Origin of the sequence: Novosphingobium sp. 18050, assembly GCF_902706195.1 — a bacterium.
GTDB lineage: Bacteria > Pseudomonadota > Alphaproteobacteria > Sphingomonadales > Sphingomonadaceae > Novosphingobium.
The window spans coordinates 48645-70597 of record NZ_CACSJO010000011.1; the positions used below are offsets into that span (position 1 = coordinate 48645).

The 21953-nt window shown below is 62.5% G+C and carries 13 protein-coding genes; 5 read left to right on the forward strand and 8 right to left on the reverse strand.

Annotation, left to right across the window (positions count from 1 at the left end):
- Positions 1-24: 24 nt before the first annotated feature.
- The 4 genes from GVL61_RS12525 to GVL61_RS12540 form a co-directional block, all read right to left on the reverse strand.
- On the reverse strand, positions 25-2529 hold the full coding sequence (locus GVL61_RS12525; RefSeq protein ID WP_159980508.1) for a TonB-dependent receptor: 2505 nt from the start codon (positions 2527-2529) through the stop codon (positions 25-27).
- A 110-nt stretch (positions 2530-2639) separates the two neighbouring features.
- Complete coding sequence (locus GVL61_RS12530) at positions 2640-3641, reverse strand: FecR domain-containing protein (RefSeq protein ID WP_159980510.1); 1002 nt, start codon at positions 3639-3641, stop codon at positions 2640-2642.
- Between the two features lie 121 nt (positions 3642-3762).
- Positions 3763-4248, reverse strand: coding sequence for an RNA polymerase sigma factor (locus GVL61_RS12535; RefSeq protein WP_235037672.1), 486 nt, complete (start codon positions 4246-4248; stop codon positions 3763-3765).
- A gap of 20 nt (positions 4249-4268) precedes the next feature.
- A complete protein-coding gene (locus tag GVL61_RS12540) occupies positions 4269-5003 on the reverse strand; it encodes an energy transducer TonB (protein ID WP_159980514.1) in 735 nt (244 codons plus the stop codon).
- Between the two features lie 175 nt (positions 5004-5178).
- Between GVL61_RS12540 and GVL61_RS12545 the strand changes: the two genes are divergently transcribed.
- Both GVL61_RS12545 and GVL61_RS12550 read left to right on the forward strand, forming a co-directional pair.
- Positions 5179-7332, forward strand: coding sequence for a TonB-dependent siderophore receptor (locus GVL61_RS12545; RefSeq protein ID WP_159980516.1), 2154 nt, complete (start codon positions 5179-5181; stop codon positions 7330-7332).
- A gap of 252 nt (positions 7333-7584) precedes the next feature.
- On the forward strand, positions 7585-9702 hold the full coding sequence (locus GVL61_RS12550) for a TonB-dependent siderophore receptor (protein WP_159980518.1): 2118 nt from the start codon (positions 7585-7587) through the stop codon (positions 9700-9702).
- Positions 9703-9886: 184 nt separating this feature from the next.
- On the opposite strand, the gene GVL61_RS12555 is transcribed toward GVL61_RS12550, so the two are convergent.
- Positions 9887-10864, reverse strand: a complete 978-nt coding sequence (locus GVL61_RS12555) for an endonuclease/exonuclease/phosphatase family protein (protein ID WP_159980658.1) — start codon at positions 10862-10864, stop codon at positions 9887-9889.
- Positions 10865-11063: 199 nt separating this feature from the next.
- On the reverse strand, positions 11064-13403 hold the full coding sequence (locus GVL61_RS12560; protein WP_159980520.1) for a TonB-dependent receptor: 2340 nt from the start codon (positions 13401-13403) through the stop codon (positions 11064-11066).
- A 345-nt stretch (positions 13404-13748) separates the two neighbouring features.
- On the opposite strand from GVL61_RS12560, the gene GVL61_RS12565 reads away from it, so the two are divergent.
- The gene (locus GVL61_RS12565) at positions 13749-15992 is read left to right on the forward strand and encodes a TonB-dependent receptor (protein WP_235037673.1); all 2244 of its coding nucleotides are present in this window, start codon (positions 13749-13751) and stop codon (positions 15990-15992) included.
- 142 nt (positions 15993-16134) lie between these two features.
- Here the strand turns inward: GVL61_RS12565 and GVL61_RS12570 are convergent, their stop codons facing one another.
- Positions 16135-17055: an SDR family oxidoreductase gene (locus GVL61_RS12570; protein ID WP_159980522.1), complete on the reverse strand. Its 921-nt coding sequence runs from the start codon at positions 17053-17055 to the stop codon at positions 16135-16137.
- A gap of 234 nt (positions 17056-17289) precedes the next feature.
- The gene (locus tag GVL61_RS12575) at positions 17290-18285 is read right to left on the reverse strand and encodes a rod shape-determining protein (protein WP_159980524.1); all 996 of its coding nucleotides are present in this window, start codon (positions 18283-18285) and stop codon (positions 17290-17292) included.
- Between the two features lie 304 nt (positions 18286-18589).
- Between GVL61_RS12575 and rnk the strand changes: the two genes are divergently transcribed.
- Together rnk and GVL61_RS12585 are read left to right on the forward strand one after the other, a co-directional pair.
- Positions 18590-18991: a nucleoside diphosphate kinase regulator gene (gene rnk / locus GVL61_RS12580; protein ID WP_235037665.1), complete on the forward strand. Its 402-nt coding sequence runs from the start codon at positions 18590-18592 to the stop codon at positions 18989-18991.
- Positions 18992-19216: 225 nt separating this feature from the next.
- The gene (locus GVL61_RS12585) at positions 19217-21343 is read left to right on the forward strand and encodes a TonB-dependent siderophore receptor (RefSeq protein ID WP_200845004.1); all 2127 of its coding nucleotides are present in this window, start codon (positions 19217-19219) and stop codon (positions 21341-21343) included.
- Positions 21344-21953 lie beyond the last annotated feature (610 nt).

The following is a 21953-nucleotide window of genomic DNA, read 5'->3' on the forward strand; positions in this document are numbered from 1 at the left end:
CCGCGATCACCGGATAAGCCGTCATCAGAAGCCGTACTTCACGGAGAAGGCGACATTGCGCGGGATGCCCAGCGAGTAGGACGTTGCCCAGTAGTCTTCGCCGGTCACGTTCGCCACGTTGAGGTCGAAGCGCACGGGGTGGCTGTCGATCTCGGTCTTGTAGTGGAAACCCACGTCCATGATCGTGTAGCCGTCCAGCTTCTGCAGGTTGGCGGCGTCCTTGAACATCTTGCCCGCGTGATAGATACCGCCGCTGACGGAAAAGCCGGGCAGCGGCGGCAGGCTGTATTCGAGGTACATCTTCGCCAGCGTCCCGCTCACCCCGGTAGGCTTCTTGCCCAGCAGCAACGCGGTGCTGGTCTTCGTCACCTTGAGGTCCATCACGGTGCCGCCGACCATCACCTTGAGGTTGGGGGTGAGATCGCCGGTGGCGGTGAACTCGAAGCCCTGATGGACTTCGACGCCGTCCTGGGTGCGGGTGATTTTGCCGTTCACCTGCTCATCGAAGGCGTTCGCCTTCTCGATGCGGTATACCGCGCCGGTAAGCAGCAGCGCGTCGATGGGCGCATACTTGGCGCCAACCTCGTACTGCTTGGAGATGTAGGGCTTCATGATCTCGCCGGGGTTGTTGTAGAGCACGGCGTCGTCAGGAACCGTCGAGCCTTGCTCCAGACCCTGCATATAGGTCGCGTAGGTGGTCACGCGCGGGATCGGCTTGAACACCAGCGAGACGGTGGGGGTATAGGCGCTTTCCTTGTAGTTCGACGTGGCCGCGCCGGTCGCGCCGAAGTTGCGGGCTTCCACCGTGCTGCGGTTGACGCCGATCATCGCGCCGAACTGCTCGGTGAACTGGATGTCGTCCCCCACCACTATATTGGTGTTCTTCGACTGGCTCGACTTGTACAGCGCGCCCCACGAATAGGTGTTGAGCGCCGATGGCATCGCCCAGTTGTCCAGGTCGTTCGGGTCTGCAAAGATCGGCGAGTTTCCGCCGCTGACTGAGTTGGTGACGTGCCGCTTTACCCGCAGGATATCGCCCGATGCCCCCACCGTCAGGCGGTGCGTGATGCCGAAAGTCGCGAATTCGCTGTCGAGATAGGCATAGGCGCCCTGCGCATAGTTGTAGGACGGCGCGCTGCGCGAAACGAAACCGTCCTGCCAGCCGGAAGTCCCATTCCCCCCATCCTCGATATAGAGCGGGTAGATGTTGATCGATTCCTGCGCATCGCGCTTGTAAAGGTAGGCGGCGCGCAAGCTGAAGGTCTCGTTGATCTTCCACTTCGCATTGGCGCCGGCCCGGTCGGTCTTGGTCTGGAGATAGGTCCAGGACGGCGTCCAGGTATTGTCGTTTGCCAGCGGCTTGATCCAGTGATCCAGCGCGGCGCGATTGGCATTGGCATAGGCGTAGAACCGGGAATCGATGCCGTCGATGCGGTAGTACGTGTGCGCGGCTTCGGCCTGCACCAGCAGGTCCGGGGCGACGTTCCAGTCCAGCGCGCCGCTGACCATGGTGCGCGCGACGTTCTGGTTCTTCTTCGCCGTCCTGCCGTCCTGGAAGGACATGTTCAGGCGGTACGCGAAGGTGCCGTTCGCATCGATCTTGCCGCCCATGTCGACGTGCGCAAAGAACTGCTCGTTGCCGTAGTTGCCCACCCTGATATCCAGCTTGGGCGTATAAGTCGGCCGCTTGAGCACGTAATTGGTGACGCCGCCGGGATTGCCCACGCCGTACAGAAAGCCCGACAGGCCGTTCATGATCTCGACGTTGGCAAGTTCCTCCGTTGCGATGCCAGTAAGGGTGGAGGACAGGCGCACGCCGTCGACCACGCCCTTCTGCGAATCGAAGCCGCGGATCGTCACGTAAGGCGTGCCGTAGACCGTCGAGGGCGCCGAGTTCTGGACCACCGGGTTCATCTTGAAGATCTGGTCCATGTCCGAGGCGACGACGCTCTCGATCATGTCCTGTGGCACCACGCTGATCGAATAGGGCGTGTCGATGACCAGCTTGTTGCCCCACGGGCCGGAGGTCGAGATCGCGTCGATCTTCTCGTTGTGGCCAAGCACCAGAATGGCATCGCTGCGCCGCGCGCCGTCGTCGTAGTCCTCGCCACCGGAAGCCGCATCGCCGTAGGCTGCAGGCGTCGTCTCCATGCGCAGCGGATCGAGCGTCATCGCGCCGGTCGCGGCGCGGGTGATGGTCATCGCGCCTTCACCCGCCGGGCGCGCGGCCAGTCCGGTGCCCGAAAGCAGCCGCATGAGCGCGTCGCGCGGCGCGAAGCTGCCGCGCAGGCCGGAGGTGCGGTGGCCCTGGGTCAGCGCCGCCTCATAAGTCATCTGCACACCGCTCTGCTCGGCAAAGCGGTTCAGCGCGTCGGACAGCGAACCGGCCGGAATGTCATAAGCGCGCGGTGCGCCCTGATCCTGCGCCGCCGCTATGCCCGGCACCGCAGCCATGCCGCCCAGCGCAGTGCCTGCCAGCAAGGCGAATGCCATCAACCGGCCGCCGCCACGCTCGAAACTAACCCTCATCGAATATTCCCCACTTGGCTACCCGGCTGCGCAAACATTGCTGCTGCGACGCACTTGCAAAACCAAGACGGAGTGCGATCCGAAAACACGACCATCGGACCGCAATTTTTTTACCGGCGCAGGATGATGAAGCGGTCCGACAGCCGTAGGGATGAAAGGCCAAGACTCTTCTCGATGCTGTCGATCGCGGCCAGCGGGTGCTCGAGGTCGTAGACCCCGCTCACCCGGATCGCGGCGGCGGGGCCGGTCACGGCGACGTAGCCGCGCCGATACCGGTCGATCTGCGCCACGACTTCGCCCAGTGGCCGGTCCACCACCACGAGCCGCCCGCGCGTCCAGGCTGCGGCGTCGCCTTGTGCCGGGAGCGGGCCGGTCAGCGTTCCGCGCCCGAAGTCCGCGCGCTGTCCTTCGCCGACCACGGCGGCGCGCCCTGCGTCCTGTACCCTGACGCTGTGCCGGGTAACGGTCACCGTAGCGCGCCCGCCTTCGTCGCGCACCGCAAAGGCCGTGCCCAGCGCGGTGACGCTGCCCCCTTCGGCATCGACGGTGAAAGGCCGGGCACGGTCTGGCGCGACGTCGAACATCGCCGCTCCCGCCAGCAGCCGCACGCCCCGGCGCGGACCTGTGTAATCCAGCGCAATCGCCGAACCGCTATCGAGTTGAACGACGGAACCGTCCGAAAGCGCGATCTCGCGCCGTTCGCCGATGCCGGTCATGTGATCGGCGCGCATCCGCATCGGCCAGTCCTGCACGCCGCCAAGTACGACAAGCGCCAGCGCTGCCGCGACGCCGCCCGATGCCAGCGCCCCGCGCCGCAGCCGGGGCGTCGGACGTGGCCCATAACCCCGTGCTGGAACGGGCAGAACGCGCTGGCGAGGCAGTTCGGCCACGGGTTCAGCTTCCCCGCCGTGCTGCCCAAGCTCATCATCGCCGTTGAGCAGGTCCCAGATTCTTTCCAGCCGCGCGACCGCATCGCTGTGCGCAGGCTCGGCGAGCCAGAGCGCGAAAGCCTGCTCGTCCTCGGCGGTCATGCGGCCGCCGTCGCGCCGCACGATCCAGTCTGCCGCCGCAGCAGCGATCTCGGGGGACATAGGCTGTCTTGTTGCGGTCATGACCTGTGCTCCGCCCCCCCCGGGATGGACGGCGCACACTGAAAATCTGTGCGCGCCACATGCCATGACGTGGAAAAGCCCCCGAACACGACCTCGCCGGTGACATTTTTCATGAAGACCATCACGCCGCCCCGTCGATTTCGCCAAGCCGCATCGCAAGGACCAGCAGCGCATGGCGCAAATGCTTTTCCACGGCGCCGCGCGTAATGCCCAGTCTTTCCGCGATTTCGGCCTGATGCAATCCTTCGATCTTGCGCAGGGCAAAGACCTCGCGGCAGCGCGGCGGCAGGCTCTCCACCAGTTCCAGCAGCAGCCGCAGCCGGTCGCGTGCGAGAACCGCGCGCTCGGGAGATGGTGCGTCGTCCGCGATCAACCCACCCAGGTCCTCGTGCAGCACCCACGGCGACCATTTACCCCGTTCCCGCGCTCCGTCGATCACCAGGTTGCGAGCGATGCGATAAAGAAACGCGCGCACGTTCCCGACCTTCTCCTCACGCAGCGAGGGGATAGCACGCACCCACGTTTCCTGGACAATATCGGCGGCGAGCGGCGGCGAATCCACAAGCGATCGCACATAGGCACGCAGTGAATCATGGTGATGCGCCACCAACGCCGCATCACCTCCAGTCATTGCCCGGCGACCATGGCGGAGCGGTCGCCGATCAGGAATTCCACCGGCAGCGTGATCGCCAGTTCATCCGGCAGCGCATCGGGGATCGCCGGAAAGGGTGCGGCGCCGCGCACGAGCGCCAGTGCGGCCCGGTCAAGCGCCCTCCGCCCGGTCGACTGCACCACCGATGCTTCCAGAAGACGCCCGCTGCGCTCGACACGAAACACTACCGTGCCAGCGCCGCCGCCCCTGTGCGGCTGAACGTGGCGGCGCTCCGCTTCGAGCCTTGCCATGAGTACGCGCCGATAGGCCTGGGTCGCCATGGCAAGCGCATCTTCTCGCCCTCCCTCTGCCGCAACGGGAAGCTCCGCAGCCGCCTCGACCACAGCCGGCACTGGAGGCGCCAGGAGGATCGTCGGCGGAGGGCTGCTTATCACCGGCAAAGGCTCAGGCCGGGCGACAGGTGCAACCGCTCCCGATGTCTGTCGCCGGCGGGGTTCATCCGCCGCACGCGGAACGATTATCACGCTGGCGAGGTGCGGCGCCTCGCCTACGTTCTCTGTGCGCTGCCAGCCAATGGCGACCATTGCCCCCACTGCCATATGTACCAGCACAGTAGCGCCGAGAGCCATCATGCGCATCCCCCGGCTGCCAACGCGATAGGCGCTACGGCGCCGCTGGAGCGCAAGCGCGCGGTCCGATTCCTCTGCGGAGCCAGATTCGCGCGCCGTCAGGAGGGTGGAGGAAGGCATGGGCGCCGTCTCTAATATATTGCGAGTGACTTGCAATAGCATTCGCACATTCAGTTTCAATTTAGAACCAAATGTCTCTCTGCGTATTGCATATGCGACTTATTATCATTAGTGGCTCGCCGGCATTGGAAGCCAGGGGGCTTCGCAGCAAGCATCACTCAGGGGAGGCCACAGCATGCGACTCAGACACACTATCCGTGCCCGCTATTCCGTTCCGTCCATGCTGGTGATCGCCCTGCTGACGGCCACCAGTGCTAGTGCGGAAACCGCCGAGGCAGACACGGATCAGGATGCCATTGTCGTGACGGGCGAAACGGAAGCGACCGGCCTCAGCCTTTCATCGCGCGAAACGCCGCAGTCGGTCACGGTGATCGACAGCCTGCGTATGCAGGAGCAGGGCCTGAACGATATTTCCGAAGTCATGGAGCAGGTGGTGGGAATCCAGTCCAACCGCTCCAGCGCTCTGGGCACAGACGGCACCAATTACACGGCGCGCGGCTTCGCAGTACAGAACTACCTTGTCGACGGCATCGCACGCCCCACGAACATCTACGGTTTTACCGAAGATACCGCCGATCTCATCGCTTACGAACGAATCGAGGTCATTCGCGGTTCGGCAGGCATGATGACAGGCACCGGGCAGCCCTCTGCCGCGATCAACATGATCCGCAAGCGTCCCGGCACGGCCACTCGCGCCAGCGCTGCGGTGACCGCCGGTTCCTGGGACATGTACCGGGTCGAAGGCGACCTGGGCGGGGCGCTGACCGCCGATGGACACATTCGGGCCCGCGTGTCCGGCGCTTTGCAGGAGAACGACACCTTCATCGACCGCGAACACGTCAAGCGCCGCGCGCTCTATGGCGTGATCGAGGCGGACCTCGGCCCCGGCACGCTGCTCACCGCCGGGGTCGAATACCAGAACTTCCGCAACAAGGCCGCCTCGCGCGGAGGGGTGCCGCTCTACTTCACCGACGGCACCGAAACCCATTTTGCCCGGTCGACCAACGGCGGCGCGGACTGGTCGGACTTCAGCCGCAAGAGCGTCAATATCTTCGCCTCGCTCGCGCACGACTTCTCGCCGACGTGGCGCCTTCAGATCGACGCCGAGCACAAGTCCGGCTCCTACGACGAGACGATCGGCTATGTCTTCGCGAGCGCAATCGACAAGGAAACCGGCCTTGGCGGCACGCTCTACTCCACCCGCTGGGCCTCCGATCTCACTCTCGACGCCATCTATGCCAACCTGCGCGGCAGTTTCGAGGCGCTCGGACAGGAACAGCACATCGCACTGACGTTGAGCCACGCCCGGTTCGACGACGACCAGACGCCTTACCCGGGCTGGTGGTACGGCGGCGACTACATGAAGTCGGTCAACGCCTTCGAATTCTTCAAGACGGGCAGCACCCCCAAGCCGGACCTGATGGCAACCGGAGGATATTCCGGTAACCGCATCGAAACCAGTGCTGCCGCCGGCGTGGCGCGCCTCAAGCCGATCGCGCCGCTATCGGTGATCGCAGGCGGACGCATCACTTGGTGGAAGCAGGACAGTTATTCCGAGGATACGTCCGGCGTGCGAACGTGGACGCCAGAAATCCGCGAAAAGGCCGTGTTCACGCCTTACGCCGGCCTCGTCCTGGACTTCAACAAGACCATTTCGGCCTATGCCAGTTATGCCAGCGTGTTCGAACCGCAGACGCAGCGCACTATTGCAGGCGACATGCTGCCGCCGCTTGAAGGCAATACTTACGAAGTCGGGCTGAAGGCGGACTTCGTGGACGGCAGGCTGAGCGCCAGTGCAGCCCTGTTCCGCATGAAGCAGGACAACTATGCCCTTGCCGATGGCCCCGGCATTTTCGCACCCGACGGCAGTTCCGCCTATCACGCCGTGTCGGGCATGAAGTCGACCGGCTTCGAAGTCGAAGTCAACGGCGAGATACTACCCGGCTGGCGCGTGGCCGGCGGTTTTGCGCGGGCTAAGGCTGAGGACCGCGACGGCCTGCGCCAGTTGCCGCAGATCGCCAAGGATAGCTTCAAGATGTTCACGGCCTATCGGCTCCCCGGGAAACTGGACGGGATGACTGTTGGCGGCAACCTGCGCTGGCAGGGCAAGACCACCGCCGACGGCGTGGGTCCGAACGGCGAAATCTATACGCAAGGCAGCCTTGCCATAGTCGACTTGCTGGCGAACTACCGCTTCTACGAGCGTTTGTCGCTGGGGGTCCACATCGATAACATCTTCGACAAGACCTACTACTCGGGCCTGTTCATCGGCAGCGCGCGTTATGGAATGCCGCGCAGCTTCACCGCGACGTTGCGAGGCACCTTGTGACTTCGAAACTGAACTTCGAACAGACCCTTGGCGCCTTCTTCCCGGCACTGCGGTGCTGGGAAAATTCCTTCAAGGCCGCTTATCGCATCGCCCCTGCCTCGGGGGCATCCCACGAATTTTGAGAAACACCCCTCACCGATGTTGCCCGGTAGCCACAGTCGCCACCAATCTTTGCTCCATATTGCTAATATGTCGCAATATCGTTAGCGGTGCGGCTTATTGAGATTAAGTCGCAAGTCAGAAGGAACACTCATGCTCTCCGTTCGCTCTCTCGCCCTTTGCGGCGCCGCGTTTTTCGCCATATCGACGGCGGCGGCAGCACGCGCGGACGAACAGCCGGCCAGCGCCAATGATGAAGCGGGCGCGGACGAGGGCAGCATCGTCGTCACTGCCGGCAGTTCGGGCACGAAGACGGAAACCCCGCTCATCCAGGTGCCCCAGCCGCTTACAGTCATTACCTCGGAACAGTACCTCTCGCAGGGTGCTATCAGCATCAGCGACACGGTCAAATATGCTGCCGGCGTACTCGCCAATCCCTATGGCCGGGACACCCGCGTCGATGGCTTCAACATCCGCGGCATCGACGCGCTCCAGTTCCGCGACGGCATGCGCGACATCTTCAGCTATTATGCCACCATCACGTCCGACCCCTACAACTTCTCCCGCGTGGAGATCGTGCGCGGCCCGGCTTCGGTGCTGTTCGGTCAGGGTTCGATCGGCGGCCTCGTCAACCTCGTTTCCAAGACCCCGGAGTTCACCACCGGCGGTGAAATGAACCTCGTCTACGGCAGCTATGACCGCAAGGAGGCCATGGGCGACGTCAACCTTGCACTGTCGGACACTCTGGCTATCCGCGCCGTGGGCCGCGTCCGTGATGCCGATACTTATGTCGATCATGTGCCGGACGACCGCGTGATGTTCGCGCCGTCGATCCGCTGGCAGCCGACGCCGGACACCGACGTTGTGCTGAACGGCGTCTACCAGAAGGACGAAACTGGTTCGACCTCGCAGTTCCTGCCGATCGTGGGCACCTTCCGGCCGAATACTGCGAACCCCACTGGCCGCCTCGATCAGTACACCTTCGTCGGCAAGCCCGGCTGGGATCGCTACAACGGCCGCTCGCTCCAGGCCGGCGGCGCCATCACCCACAAATTCTCGGACAACATCCGCCTGAGCATGAAGGCGCGCTACATCGACAGCAATGTCGAATACAACACCCATTATGCCGACAGCTACAGCTACCCGACCGATCCCTTCTCGGTCTACGGCACCGATGGCCGGACCATCGGCCTGACTTCCAGCGCCAGCGATGCGAAGATGAATGTCTTCTCCACCGACAACAACCTCCAGATCAACTTCAACACCGGCGCAAATATCGAGCACAAGCTGCTGGTCGGCATCGATTATAGCTGGAACAAGGTCGGCAAGCGCACCACTTATGGCGCGGGCGAGATCGTCGACCTGTACGATATCGACTACGACGCGCTGGCAGCCTACGAAGCGACCGGCCCCTTCGCCTATGACACGCAGAAGCAGCTGGGCATCTACGTGCAGGACCAGGTCCGGTTCTACGACCGGGTCTCGGTAGTCGTCGGCGCCCGCCGCGACCGGGTGACCTCTTCGGCAGGAACCAAGGACAACGCCACCACCTTCCGCGCGGGCATCATCGGGGAACTCGGCGCCGGCTTCTCGCCCTTTTTCAGCTATACGGAAAGCTTCCTGCCGATCGCCGGCGCCGACAGCAACGGCGACGCCTTCAAGCCGCAGACAGGAACCCAGTTCGAGGCCGGCGTGAAGTGGCAGCCGGAGCGCAATACACTTGTTACCGCCACGGCCTTCCACATCAAGGAACGCAATCGCGTCCTTTACCTGCCCAACAATGTCATCGCCCAGTCCGGCGAACTGACGACCAAGGGCTTCGAAGTGGAAGCGAGCCACACCCTGCCCGGCAATTTCGAACTGCTGGTCAATTACGGCTACAACCAACTCAAATCCGAGGTAAACAGCAGCCTCGACTATATGCCGCGCCACACGGCTTCGATCTGGTCGAGCAAGACCTTCGGCGTTTCGGACAATGCGCAGCTACGGCTGGGCGCGGGCGTGGTATATAGCGGCAAGAGCAAGTCGACAGGCCAGATCGATCCCTACGGCCTCAACCCCGCCATCCCCGATGACCAGCTTTACACGGTTGTCACGCCCTCACGCACGACGGTCGATGCGCTGGCTGAGATCAACTGGAACAGCTGGCGTTTCGCGCTGAACGCGACGAACCTGCTCAACAACAAGTACTACGCCTCGTGCCTCGCGCGCGGCGACTGCTTCATGGGCGCGCCGCGCAATGTCATGGCCACGGTCGGCTATCGCTTCTGATCCTTTGCCTTGCGATGTCCCGCGCTTCCGCGAAATCAGGAGCGCGGGATTTCGTGAATGGCAAAAAAACTTCACACAGCTGGCACCAACGACGCAAGGGCAGCGCTCCTCGCCTCATCCCCGCCAGCGTGACACCACGCATCTTCGCTGGAGCAAAGTTGCGCCAGACCAGCCTCTTGCTCAGCTACCGGACGGTGAGATGAGACTTCTCCTGCCAGGTCAGCCTGTAGGTAACGAGGAACCCGTCGTGGTCGGACAGCTCCGGGCCGTTCGGCCCCCCGTCGAACAGGGCTTCCACCCGGATCGGGGCGATATCGACGTTTTCGCCGGCCTCGAAGAACTGGAGGTCCTGCGTATCGACCCACGGTGCATCGCCGTCCCACGACATGCGTACGTCGCACGCCGAGCCAGGCGCCATGCAGGCACGGTGAACCAGCTCCATAGGCTGGTAGCGGGTGAAGTTGTCCCAGCGCCCCTGCGAATGCCGCATGTTGAAGTCGCCACCGAAGACGATCGGGAAGCGGTCATCGTGGCTCCGGTCGATGAAAGCGGAGGCCTCGTTCGCTTGCCGCGTATGGGCTTCCAGATTGCGGAACAGAGGCGCTTTGGACGCCAGTCGCGAATTCATGTGCGTGTCGTAGAGGTCAACCGGCACCGGCACGCCGGGGATCACGATACGGGCCAGCATGACGCCCTTGTTGGCAAGGCAATCGATCCCGGCGCACGACCGGCGTCCATAGGCCTGCCCCCGCGTGAGCTGCACCGGATAGGATGACGCGATCACCAACCCGCTGCCGGTCAGCCGAATTCCCAGTTCGCCCCGCCGCATATTGGCGCGGCCCGGCAGCTTGTCATTGAACATCCTGACATGCGGAGCCGTGCGCCGGGGCCCCGGAACGATCGCCGGATATCCCGTGGCGAGCACGGCCTTCTTGGCCGCGCCGCTGAACACCTCCTGAAACATGACGACGTCGGGCGCCTTGCCCGCCGCACGCAGCGCAGCCAGATGCTCGCCGATCCGGCGCAGGTCATCCGCACGGCCGGACCGCGCCGGCCAGCCAAGGCCCTCGACATTGTACGTGAGCACCGACAGCGTGGTCGTCCGGGTCACCCCGTCGGCTGCCGTTTCGATACGTGCCGGGGGAGCCTGCCCGGGCGCCATATGGCGCAGCGGCGGCGGTGTACCGCAACCGACGACAAGCAGGCATAATACCGCCAGCGCGGGTCTGATGATTCCAACAATGAACACCGGCCATGCTTAGCGCGCAATCGAAAGCAGGAACAGACCGGGCATGGATCCCGGCTCTTCCCCGCGGTTATAGGCGGGGAAGAGCCGGGAATGGCGCCAGCGGGCCGCTCGCTTAGAAGGTGAAGCCGATGGTTCCGAAGACCTGCCGCGGTGCGGAAGAGTGGAACACAACAATGCTACCCGCAGCGTCGTCCGGCGCGAACACACTGTTGTCGAAGTTCGACGCATAGCGCTTGTTGGTCAGGTTCGTGACGTTCAGCGACAGCTTCGCACCCTTCAGGACGCCGATCGTGCCGAAGTCGTAACCAAGGCCTATATCGAACGTGGTGTAACCGCCGAAGCTCTGGTCATTGGTGTAAGTGTAGTAGCGGCGGCCGGTATACTTGCCCTGCAGCGAGGCCGAGAACCCGGCCTGCTTGAGCGTTATCACGCTGGCAAACATCTCCTTGGGCGTATCCACCTGCTGCTTGCCCGCGGTGGCCTTGAGCACGCAAGTGGTCGTGCACCAATTGAGGTCCTCATCGTAGGTAGACTTGTTGTACGAGGCCGAATTGTACCAGTTCAGCCACGGCAGCGGCTTCCACAGCACGCCCAGTTCGACGCCCTTGCTCGTGACGCTGCCGGCGTTGTGGAAGGAATTGCCGCAGCCCGGGTTCTGCTGCTGGTTCGTCGGGCACGGGTTGTACTGCAGCAGGCGGTTGCGGAAATCCACCCAGTAGCCGCTCAAGGCAACCTGCAGCGGGCCGCTGACATAGCGATAGCCGCCTTCGAAACTACGCGAAGTCTCGGGCTTAAGTGTCTTGCCCTGTGCGTCCCAAACGGTCTGCGATACCGACTGCGGACCGAGCTTGAACCCGCCCTGGAACATGGCGATGTTCTCGGCGTAGCTTGCGAACAGTTCATGCCGGGGCGCCACCTGCCAGTGCAAGCCGACTTCCGGGAGGAAGTAGTCCTTGGCGGTCAGCGAGCCCGTCGCGAACTGGCTCGACGCCGGCGGCGGCGCCTTGGCGATACCCGGCAGAGCCTCGGCGTCTGAGCGCGAATACGTGCCTTTGAAGCCGAAATCGATGGTCAGCGCATCGTCGAACAGCTTCACGGTGTCCTGAACGTAGAACTGGCGCGTCTTCCACTTCGTTTCCTGCACCCACTGGGCCGTATCCGGCTGCCCCTTCAGATACTGGCCCAGATCGAACGGCCCGGTGACATTGCTCCAGATGTAGCGCGCGGCGCTGCTGGTGTTGTCTTCCAGCCAAAAACCCGCCTGAAACTGGTTGAAGCCAACATCCCAGGTCAGGCTACCCAGCCCGCCGGTGCGGTTGATAGTATAACGCGTGTCGCGGATCTGCACCGGCACGTCGTCGGCGGTGGAAGCCGTGCCCTGCTTGGACCAGCCGACGATCCAGTTGTTGCCCGCACCCTTGTTCGTGTGATGGTACACCTGCAGGTGCGCGCTGAGGGACTTGGCGATCTCGAAATCGCCGGCAAGGTACAACAGGTTGTCCTTGCGCAGGATCTGGCCATTGGTGAAAGTAACGTCGGAGCGCTTTTCCGGCGCAGTCGAGTTGACGCACTTGGTCGGCGCGGTCGGCCCCGTAACCGAGCAGTAGGCGCGGTCGAGATAAGACTGCCAGTCCGGTGCATAACCGGCCCAGTCCCAGCCGAGGCGGCCCTGCATGTCTTTCGACAGATAGGCGTCATCGGCCTGGTTGGTACGCGAAAGATCGGCGAAGGCCGTGATCGTGCCGCCGGTGAATTCGTACTTGAGCTTGCCGTTGAACTGCTTGCCCGTCGACTTGTTGTAGGCGCGCTGGTTCACGAACAGATCCTGTTCGCTGTACTGGCCCGAAAGATAGGCAGAGAAACCGCCATGTTCGCCGGTGTCGAAACGCACGAACGTACGCAGAGTATCCTCGCTGCCGAAGGTCTGGCTGGCGGCCAGGCCCATCTCCTGCTTAGGATCGCTGCTAGTGTAGATCAGCGCGCCGCCCAGGTTGCTGGTCGATGCGATGGCAAGGCCCGCGATCCCGGTTGCCAGATCGGCACGGCCGAGGTTCTCCGATATCAGGGCACGGCTGATGGTGAGGCCGTTGTAATTGTTGTAGGCGCCGTCGCCCAGCGGCATGCCGTCGAGCGTATAGCCAAGGTGCGTGGTGCTGAAACCGCGCACCTGGAGGGACAGCGACTGCTCATTGACGCCCAGCGCGTCGATCGACTGCGCGCTTACGCCGGGCAGGAAGTTCAGCGCCTTCTGGACGCTGGTGCCGGGCGGCAACACCTCAAGGTTCGACGGCACAAGCGTCGAAACCGAGCGGGTCTGGCCACTGCCGATGACAACGATATCCCCGAATTCACTGTTGTCCGTCTCGCCGGGCGCGGCATCCTGCGCCTTTGCTTGCGCGGATACTGAAAAACTGGCTGCAATCGCCAACGCGACAACGGATTTCTGTAACACTCACGCCCCCATATATTTGAAAAGCGCCGCATGGACTTCTGAGTCCGCGGCGCCGGGACGCGCCTATTCCACCGGATGATGACTCTTTCGCTACAGTTCAGAAATATAAGAGCAAAATTCCAAAACCGTACAGGGAACAGCAGCCACTTCGACGAAACGCAGTCACGCACCTGTTGCCGCAAAGTCACGGGGGCGACCGCTGTTTGCCTGGCCCGCCCGCAAGTCATCGAAATGCCATAGGCCATTCGTACCCGGCACTCAGGCTTTGCAATAAACTGGAAATGTTCCGTGCAAATGAGAGTGCTCGCCAAGAAGACCCTCCACCTCACCTGCGGCCTTGCCGCCATGAGCGTGTCAACCGCGGCTCTGGCACAGGAAGCGGCCCCGGCCGATACCGGCCTTGGCGACATCGTGGTAACGGCTGAGCGCCGCACCGAGAACCTTCAGCAGGTTCCGGTTTCCGTAGGCGTGGTCGCAGGCGACCAGCTGCGCAATTTGCAGGCTGGCGGCGACGACATTCTCGCCCTCTCAGGCCGCGTCCCGGGTCTCTATGCCGAGACCACGACGGGCCGCATCTTTCCCCGCTTCTACATCCGGGGCCTGGGCAACATCGACTTCTATCTCGGCGCTTCTCAGCCGGTTTCGATCATCCAGGATGACGTCGTGCTGGAACACGTCGTCCTGAAGTCCAACCCGGTCTACGACATGGACCAGGTGGAAGTGCTGCGTGGCCCGCAAGGCTCGCTGTTCGGCCGCAACACCACGGCGGGCATCATCAAGTTCGATTCGATCAAGCCCTCCACCGATCGCTGGAGCGGCCGCTTCAATGCCAGCTACGGCGAATACGGCTCGGCCTCGATCGACGCCGGCGTGGGCGGACCGATCATCGCGGATACTCTCGCCGTGCGCGTCTCGGGCCTTTACCAGCGCCGCGACGACTGGGTCGACAACGTCTACGACGGCCCCAGCGCCGACGGCACGGTGTCCCCCAAAAAGAACGCCATGGGCGGCTTCGAGGAACGCGATGCCCGCGTCCAGCTGCTGCTGGCGCCGCAGGGCAGCGCGTTTTCGATGCTTACCAGCTTTCATGCCCGCAAGTACGATGGCACCTCGACGATCTTCCACCGCGCTGCGCTGAAAAAGGGTTCGAACGACGCCAGCGCCGAACCGCGCGACAAAATCGGGCTCGACGAAGCGCACGACAACCCGCAGGCCTATGACACTTACGGCGCCTCCAACCGGATCGCGCTCGATTTCGGCGGCGTCACCCTGACCTCGATCACGGCCTGGGAAACCACTTCGGGCTATAGCCGCGGCGATACCGACGGCGGCGCGGCGGCAAACTATCCGGTCAACGGCGTGCCCAACGGCTACGGCGAATCCCAGGGTAACTTGCGCGATCTCGACCAGCTGACCCAGGAACTGCGCCTGTCGAGCAACGGTGATACCCGCTTCAAGTGGCAGGTCGGCGCAATGTACTTCGACGAGCGCAACATCACCGACTTCTACCAGCGCGCCTTCTTCCTCACCCCGCCTGCGAACAACCCGAACAACTGGGTGCGCCTGCGCAACCAGAACACCAGTTGGGGCTTGTTCGGCCAGGCGAGCTACGAACTGGCGCCGGGCCTGACCGTGACCGCCGGCGGGCGCTTCACCAACGACACCAAGAAGACCCGCCTGCTCAAGACCGCGAACCGTGTCGACGGCTCGGTCAGCTACACCGGCCGCCGCTACGTGCGCCTTTCCGACGAACAGCCAAGCTGGGATGTCAGCGTGCTGTATGAAGCCAGCCCGGAAGTCAGCCTCTATGCCCGCGTGGCACGCGGTTTCCGTGGCCCGACCATCCAGGGCCGCTCGGCCGTGTTCAACTCGGACTTCACCACAGCGGATTCCGAGACGATCCTCTCGGGTGAGGCCGGCATCAAGACCAGCCTGCTGGGCAACCGCGTGCGCTTCAACCTCTCGGGCTTCGCATACCGAGTGAAGGACATTCAGCTCAACGGCAACGACAGCGACGGTAACGGCGTGCTGTTCAACGCCGACAAGGCGCAGGCATACGGCCTGGAAGCCGAACTGGAAGCCCGCCCGATCCCCAACCTCTCGCTCACGGCGGGGCTCAGCCTGCTGCACACCGAGATCAAGGACAAGAACGTCTACGCGCAGGTCTGCGCGCTCAACGGCGTGGTCGTCTGCACGGTGCAGGACCCCACCATCACCGTGGCCGGTCGCGGCGTCTTTGCGCAGATCGACGGCAATCCCCTGCCCAACGCACCCAAGTATACCGCCAATGTTGCGGCGCGCTACGACGTCCCCCTCGGCAATGGCGGCTCGCTTTTCGCCTCGACCGACTGGACCTTGCAGGGATACACCAACTTCGTGCTCTACAAGACCGCCGAGTTCTACTCGCGCGGCGACTTCGAAGGCGGCCTCAAGATCGGCTACACGGCCCCCGGTGGCCGCTACGAGATCGCAGCATTCGCGCGCAACATCACCAACGAGAAGAACCTCAAAGGCGTAATCGAAAACTATATGGCAGCTGTGTTCAACGAACCGCGCGTCATCGGCGGATCGCTTTCGGGCAAGTTCTGAGCCAGAACGGACGTTCGTGATATCGCTTAGGGCTTCTTACTCAAATACGTAATCGAAGGTTGGCGGGGCTGTGAAGCAGTCCTCGCCAACCTTCGACTTATGCGTTCATCACGACATGGAACCCTGACACAAGTTTTATCGTCTAGCGGAATACGGCGCCCGTCAGCCTTTCGGAAGCGGTCCAGAGCTTCGCGGCAACCTCAGCGTCGAGTGCCTGCCTTTCGATGTTGCCCGGCCCCGGCGGTCCCTTCAGTTCTTTCCAACCTTGCGGCCCGAAATACTGCCCGCCTGTCACCTCCGGCATGGTTGCCGCCATCAACTGCGGTAGAGCGCCCTGCGCAGCCGAATGGCCGATCACGTTTATTGCCATCCCCCCGAGCCAAGCCATCAACCCGCCCCCCGCCGCCGGTCCATTTGCGATCAGATCGGTGCTGGCGGCTCCTAGATGCGCAGCAACGCTGGTCAGTTCCCAGCCATTTTCGGCGCTGCGCCGGTCAAGCTCGAGCGCGAACATCAGCATCGCCAGCTTGGTCTGCGAATAGACCGGCCATGGCCTGTAACCCTGTTCGTACTGCAGATCGCCCAGCCGGATCTTGCCGCTGCGATGCGCCATGCTGGAAAGTTGCACGACGCGCGCTTTCGCCGCAGTCAGTAATGGCAGCAGGCGGGCGGTGAGAGCGAAGTGCGAAAGATAATTCGTGCCCAACTGCATCTCGAAGCCATCGACGGTGGTCTCACGCTTGGGCAGCGCCATGACGCCCGCGTTGTTGACCAGAATATCGATCGGTCGCCCCGCCGCCAGCATCCGCCCGGCAAATGCCGTCACCGACGCAAGGCGGGCGAGATCCGCGATCTCGAACCGGACCTGAGCATCTTCATGGCGGCTGCGGATCAGCGCCCCGGCAGCCCGACCTTTTGCTTCATTGCGGCCGACGAGGATCACCTCGGCGCCCGCGGCCGCCAGTTCCAGCGCCGTCTCCAGTCCAAGGCCGCCGGTCGCGCCGGTGACGATGGCCAGCTTGCCGGATTGGTCCGGAATATCCTTCGTGGTCCAGGTTGCCATTGTTGCTATCCTTCGCATCGAGCAAGGATTGGAGTGCATCGGTTGGCGGACGATAAGGCGCCCCGACATATTCCACACGGCCGCTTTCATCGCCTTGCGACGTACTATGGCTCAGGCGTTCGTCTCACGTCTTTGCGCGTAGCGAGCATCGATCACGATGCATCGTAGCGAGTTCACCCGATGGTCACCCGGTGGATGAACGGCGACAACCGCAAGGTTGCCTACCCCCGCAAGTTAATTCAGCAATACGTGTTGCAGGCCCCTGGCAACGCAGCGTTCCGAATATTCAGCGATGATCACCGGCAGGCCGGTTTCTGCCTCTATCATGTCCTTCAAGCACGGCGTGGCAGCGCCTCCCCCGGTGAGCACCACGCCATGAGCATGGATATCTTCACTGAGTTCCGGCGGTGTCATATTGAGTACGGTACGCACGACATCGACGATCTGTCCCGCATGCTTCTCCATGACCCCATCGAATTCGACGAGCGGAATACGGAACAACGCCGGCGCCATCGACACGAGGCTCCGCCCCTTGATCTCAGCAACGGCCTCGAGGCCCGTATTACGGCGCTTCCCATATTCCTGCTTGATCTGGTCGGCCACATGCTCGCCGATCAGGAATTTGTGCCGAAAACGCAAATGGTCGGCGATAGCCTGATTGAGCGCTACGCCGCCCACCCGCACCGAGCGCGTAAGGCAAATACCGCCGAGCGACAGCACGGCAACTTCCGTGGTCCCCGCACCGCATTCGACGATCATCGTTCCACTCGCCTGGAACACGGGCAGCCCTGCCCCCACGGCTGCGGCAAATGGCTCGGAAACAAGCCGGACGGCGCCCAGGCCCGCATCGCGGGCTGCGGTCGAAAGCGCACCGCGCTCCGCCGATGTTGCGTCAGCCGGGACGCCAATGACAGCGCCCGAGCCGACCATGCGTTTGCGGCCAAATGCCCGGTTGACCGCGTATCTGAGCAAATGAGTTGCCGTATCGATGTCCTGAAGCACTCCTCGGGACAAGGCACGCCTTACCGCAAGACCACCGGAAGTGCGCCCGACCATCGCCTGGGCGGCCGTGCCTGCCGCAAGCAGACGGGGCACTCTGTCGAAATTCTCGAAGCAGCACAACGAAGGCTCGTCGAACACTATTCCGTCGTCACGGCGGATGACCCGCAGATTCGCTGTCCCGAAATCGATTGCGAGTTCAGGCCGCCGCCAAGGGAAAATTGATACCACCTGCCGTCACTAGCAATGAAACAGACGCTTGTCGCCCAGAACCGCCAATGCCCGCCCAGCCAGCAACCGTGCGCGTGCAAGCGGGCACCGGCCTTGACTTGTCTCACTGTCATGGACATGATTTTATCCATGCAGCCTCATGTTGTTGATTTTCGATTTCGCCACCATGGGGGGCAACTTCTCGCGGGAGATTAGCCCCGGGTTCTGGTGCGGCACGCCCCGGACTCGGGGCCAGTTCTCGACATTTTGATGAGCCGGGCTGCCGCCTGGTGCCCATCGTCCCACCTGCAGAGAAGCCGCATTCATGATTACCAACACCGGTGGCCGTCGGCCGCCCATCCAGATGATCGATTCCGAAGCAGACGCCTTGGCCAGTCTGGCGATAGCTGCAGAAGGCCGACTTCCCCAGGCAAGCGAACTGCTTCTCAAGGAAATAGCCCGGGCGACAGTCCGTAAGGCGGGTCAGGTTGCAACCAATGTCGTCACGATGAATGCAACCGTTCATTTTGTCGACAAGGCGAATGACAGATGTCACGTCTATCAGCTCGTCTACCCCAAGGAAGCTGACATCTCGGCGGGACGGATTTCCATCCTGACGCCAGTTGGTGCCGGGTTGATCGGGTTGCGCGAGGGGCAATCGATCCTGTGGCCGGATCGCGATGGGCGGGAACGCACGCTCGAAATCGTGAAGGTTACCCCGCCATAGGACGGCTTACGCTGAAATCGGCGAAAAAGGGAGCCTATGTTGAAAGCCGGCAACACCTCAGGCTGAAATTTCGGCATTGATACTTATATTATTGCAAGTGATTCGCAGTCGCTTAACAGTAAGCACTCCCTGCGGTGCGCATAAGGCTCCCGTGGTGAATAAGGTTACTTGAGAATGGCGGCTTTCCTTAATTCTCGCGTGAGCCTGACAGCCCTTATGGCGGGCATGGCAACGATCATTCCCGCAGCTGCGAATGCCCAGACCGAGAGTTCCCAGACCGAGACGGCCATTCTCGAAACAACCAGGCAGGACGATGGCGCGATCATCGTTTCCGCCCCCCGCTTCGTGCCCCAAGGTGCGCTAACGGCCAGCAAGACCAATACGCCCCTCATTGAAACCCCGCAGTCGGTTTCGGTCGTGTCGCGCGACCAGATCGATCTGCTCAACTTCATCGATGTCCAGCAAGCGGTCCGCTACACTTCGGGCATCGTCGGAGAGAACTACGGGCCCGACCTGCGCTTCGATTTCCTGACGCTGCGCGGGTTCATCCCTGTTCAATATATCGACGGATTGCAGGCCCCGGTCAGCTCGACGATTTCCAACGTCGGGGTCGATCTCTACGGTTTCGAGGCCGTGGATATCCTCAAGGGGCCGTCGAGCGTGCTCTACGGAACCACCCCGCCGGGCGGCATATACAACCTGACCAGCCGCCGCCCCTCGGACCGGACCAGCGGCGAGTTCCAGGTGAAGTACGGGACCGACGATTTCAAGCAGGCCGCCGGCACGTTCACCGGCGCCTTGGCCGAAGGGCTGACCGCACGGGTCACCGGCCTTTACCGCGACCGTGACAGCCAGACCGACTATGTAAACGCCAGGCGCGCCTATGTCGCCCCTGCGGTGAGCGCGGAACTTGGCCCCGACACCCGGCTGACGTTGCTCGGATACTACCAGTGGGACCGCGTCGAGGGCGACACCAACGGCTTTCTGCCCGCGGTCGGCGTGCTGGTCGACAATCCGGTCGGCAAGGTGAAGCGCAGCATCAACCTGGGCGAGCCGGATTACAACTTCTACCAGCGCCGTCAGTGGGGCATGGGTTACGAGTTCACCCACAACTTCTCAAGCGCGCTGAAGTTCACGCAGAATCTGCGCTGGGGTGAATACCACGAGTACCAGCAGATCATTTACGGCGCATCGTTGGGGGCGGACAACCGTACCGTGACCCGCAACAACTTCCCGTTCCAGGACGACACGCTGCAGTTCACCGTAGACAGCCGCTTCGACCTGAACTTTGCCACCGGCCCGGTGGAGCACCATGTACTCGCCGGTTTTGACTACCGCAATTACCGCGAGGCCTCGGCCTTTGCGTTCAGCAGCGGCGGCACGATCGACCTGTTCGATCCCGTGTACAGTCCCGGCATCTACTCCGCGCCGTCCACGCTGTTTGCATCCACCGACCAGCGCCTGAAGCAGAAGGGTGCGTATGTTCAGGATCAGGCCCGTATCGGCGATTTCATCCTGACGCTGTCTGGCCGGCAGGACTGGATCAAGATCGACAACTATGCCGCGAATGCAGCAATTCCCGTGGACAAGCAGGACAAGTTCACCTGGCGTGCGGGCGCTACATATGTGACGCAGGCTGGCATCGCGCCTTACGTCAGCTATGCCACCTCTTTCCAGCCTGTCGTCGGCCAGACCCTCGGCGGCGATGCCTTCAAGCCGACGTCAGGCAAGCAGTGGGAAGCCGGCGTCAAATACGACGCCCGCTCGCTCGGCGACAACATCAAGCTGTTCGCCACAGCTGCGGTTTACCGTATCGAGCAATCGAACGTCCTCACCGTCGACCCCGCAAACGTCCTTTTCCAGGTGCAGACCGGTGAAGTCGTATCGAAGGGCGTGGAGCTCGAACTCGTCACGCGCATCAACCAGCAACTGAGCATCAACGCGTCCTATACTTATTCGGACGCAAAAATCACCCAGAGCAACAACCCGGCCGAACTCGGCGCACGGCTTGCAGCGCAGCCCAAGCACAAGGCCTCGATCTTCGTCGATTACACCCACACGTCGGGCATCGGCGCCGGTGCGGGCGTACGTTACCTCAGCGACAGCAACGGTGTCGTGGCGCTGCCGGGTTCCTTCATCACGGCTGGCGGCGTGAGCCTTCCCTCCACCTTCACGAGCCCGTCGACTACGTTGTTCGATGCCACTCTGCATTACGACATTCCAGGATGGCGCTTCGCCGTCAATGGCAGCAACATCTTCGACAAGCGGTACGCCGGCCGCTGCACCGGTGAAGTAAGCTGCTTCTTCGGCCAGAGCCGGCAGATCATCGGCACCGTCACCAAGATGTTCTGAGGGACATGGGCGACAACCGGCGAGTGTGGGGCATAGCACTACTTCGGCGGAAGATTGATTCTTGAGATTCCCTATACATTTGACAGGTAATGCATAAGACGCGCGCGTTGGCGGAGGCTGGCGATCGACGACGGCTGGCAAGCAGGTCTGAAGTGTTGGCTGGAGCCGTATCTGAGAAGTTTAGCTGACCAGACGTCGACCGTGGCAAAGGTCACAGCAGCTCTGTGGGGCACGCAGCTGTGCCACCACCGTCCAAACCGAACGCCTGTCCCGCGTCTTCCGCTACATCAACTTCATCCGTTATCGAGTATCAATTCTCAGCCGGGATTTCGCTAAGCTGCGGAAGCATTTGGTTCCCAAGCAATTCGATCGAAATCGGATCAGTTCCGAATTGGCGAATCCCGTCAAGCCTCTATCCCCTTCCCTACAGAATTCTGACGGCAATCGCGTTTCGCGAGCCGCGGGATGCAGCATTCGTGTGCAAACCGGCAGCGGCAGGCGCCTGAAAATATTGCGAAGTCCGGCACCGACGCGGCCGGATGATGCGGTAGGCTTCCTCGGCCGGGATCGAGGATCTTTTGCCTGTGCCGTATCCAGATCGCGCGTTGCG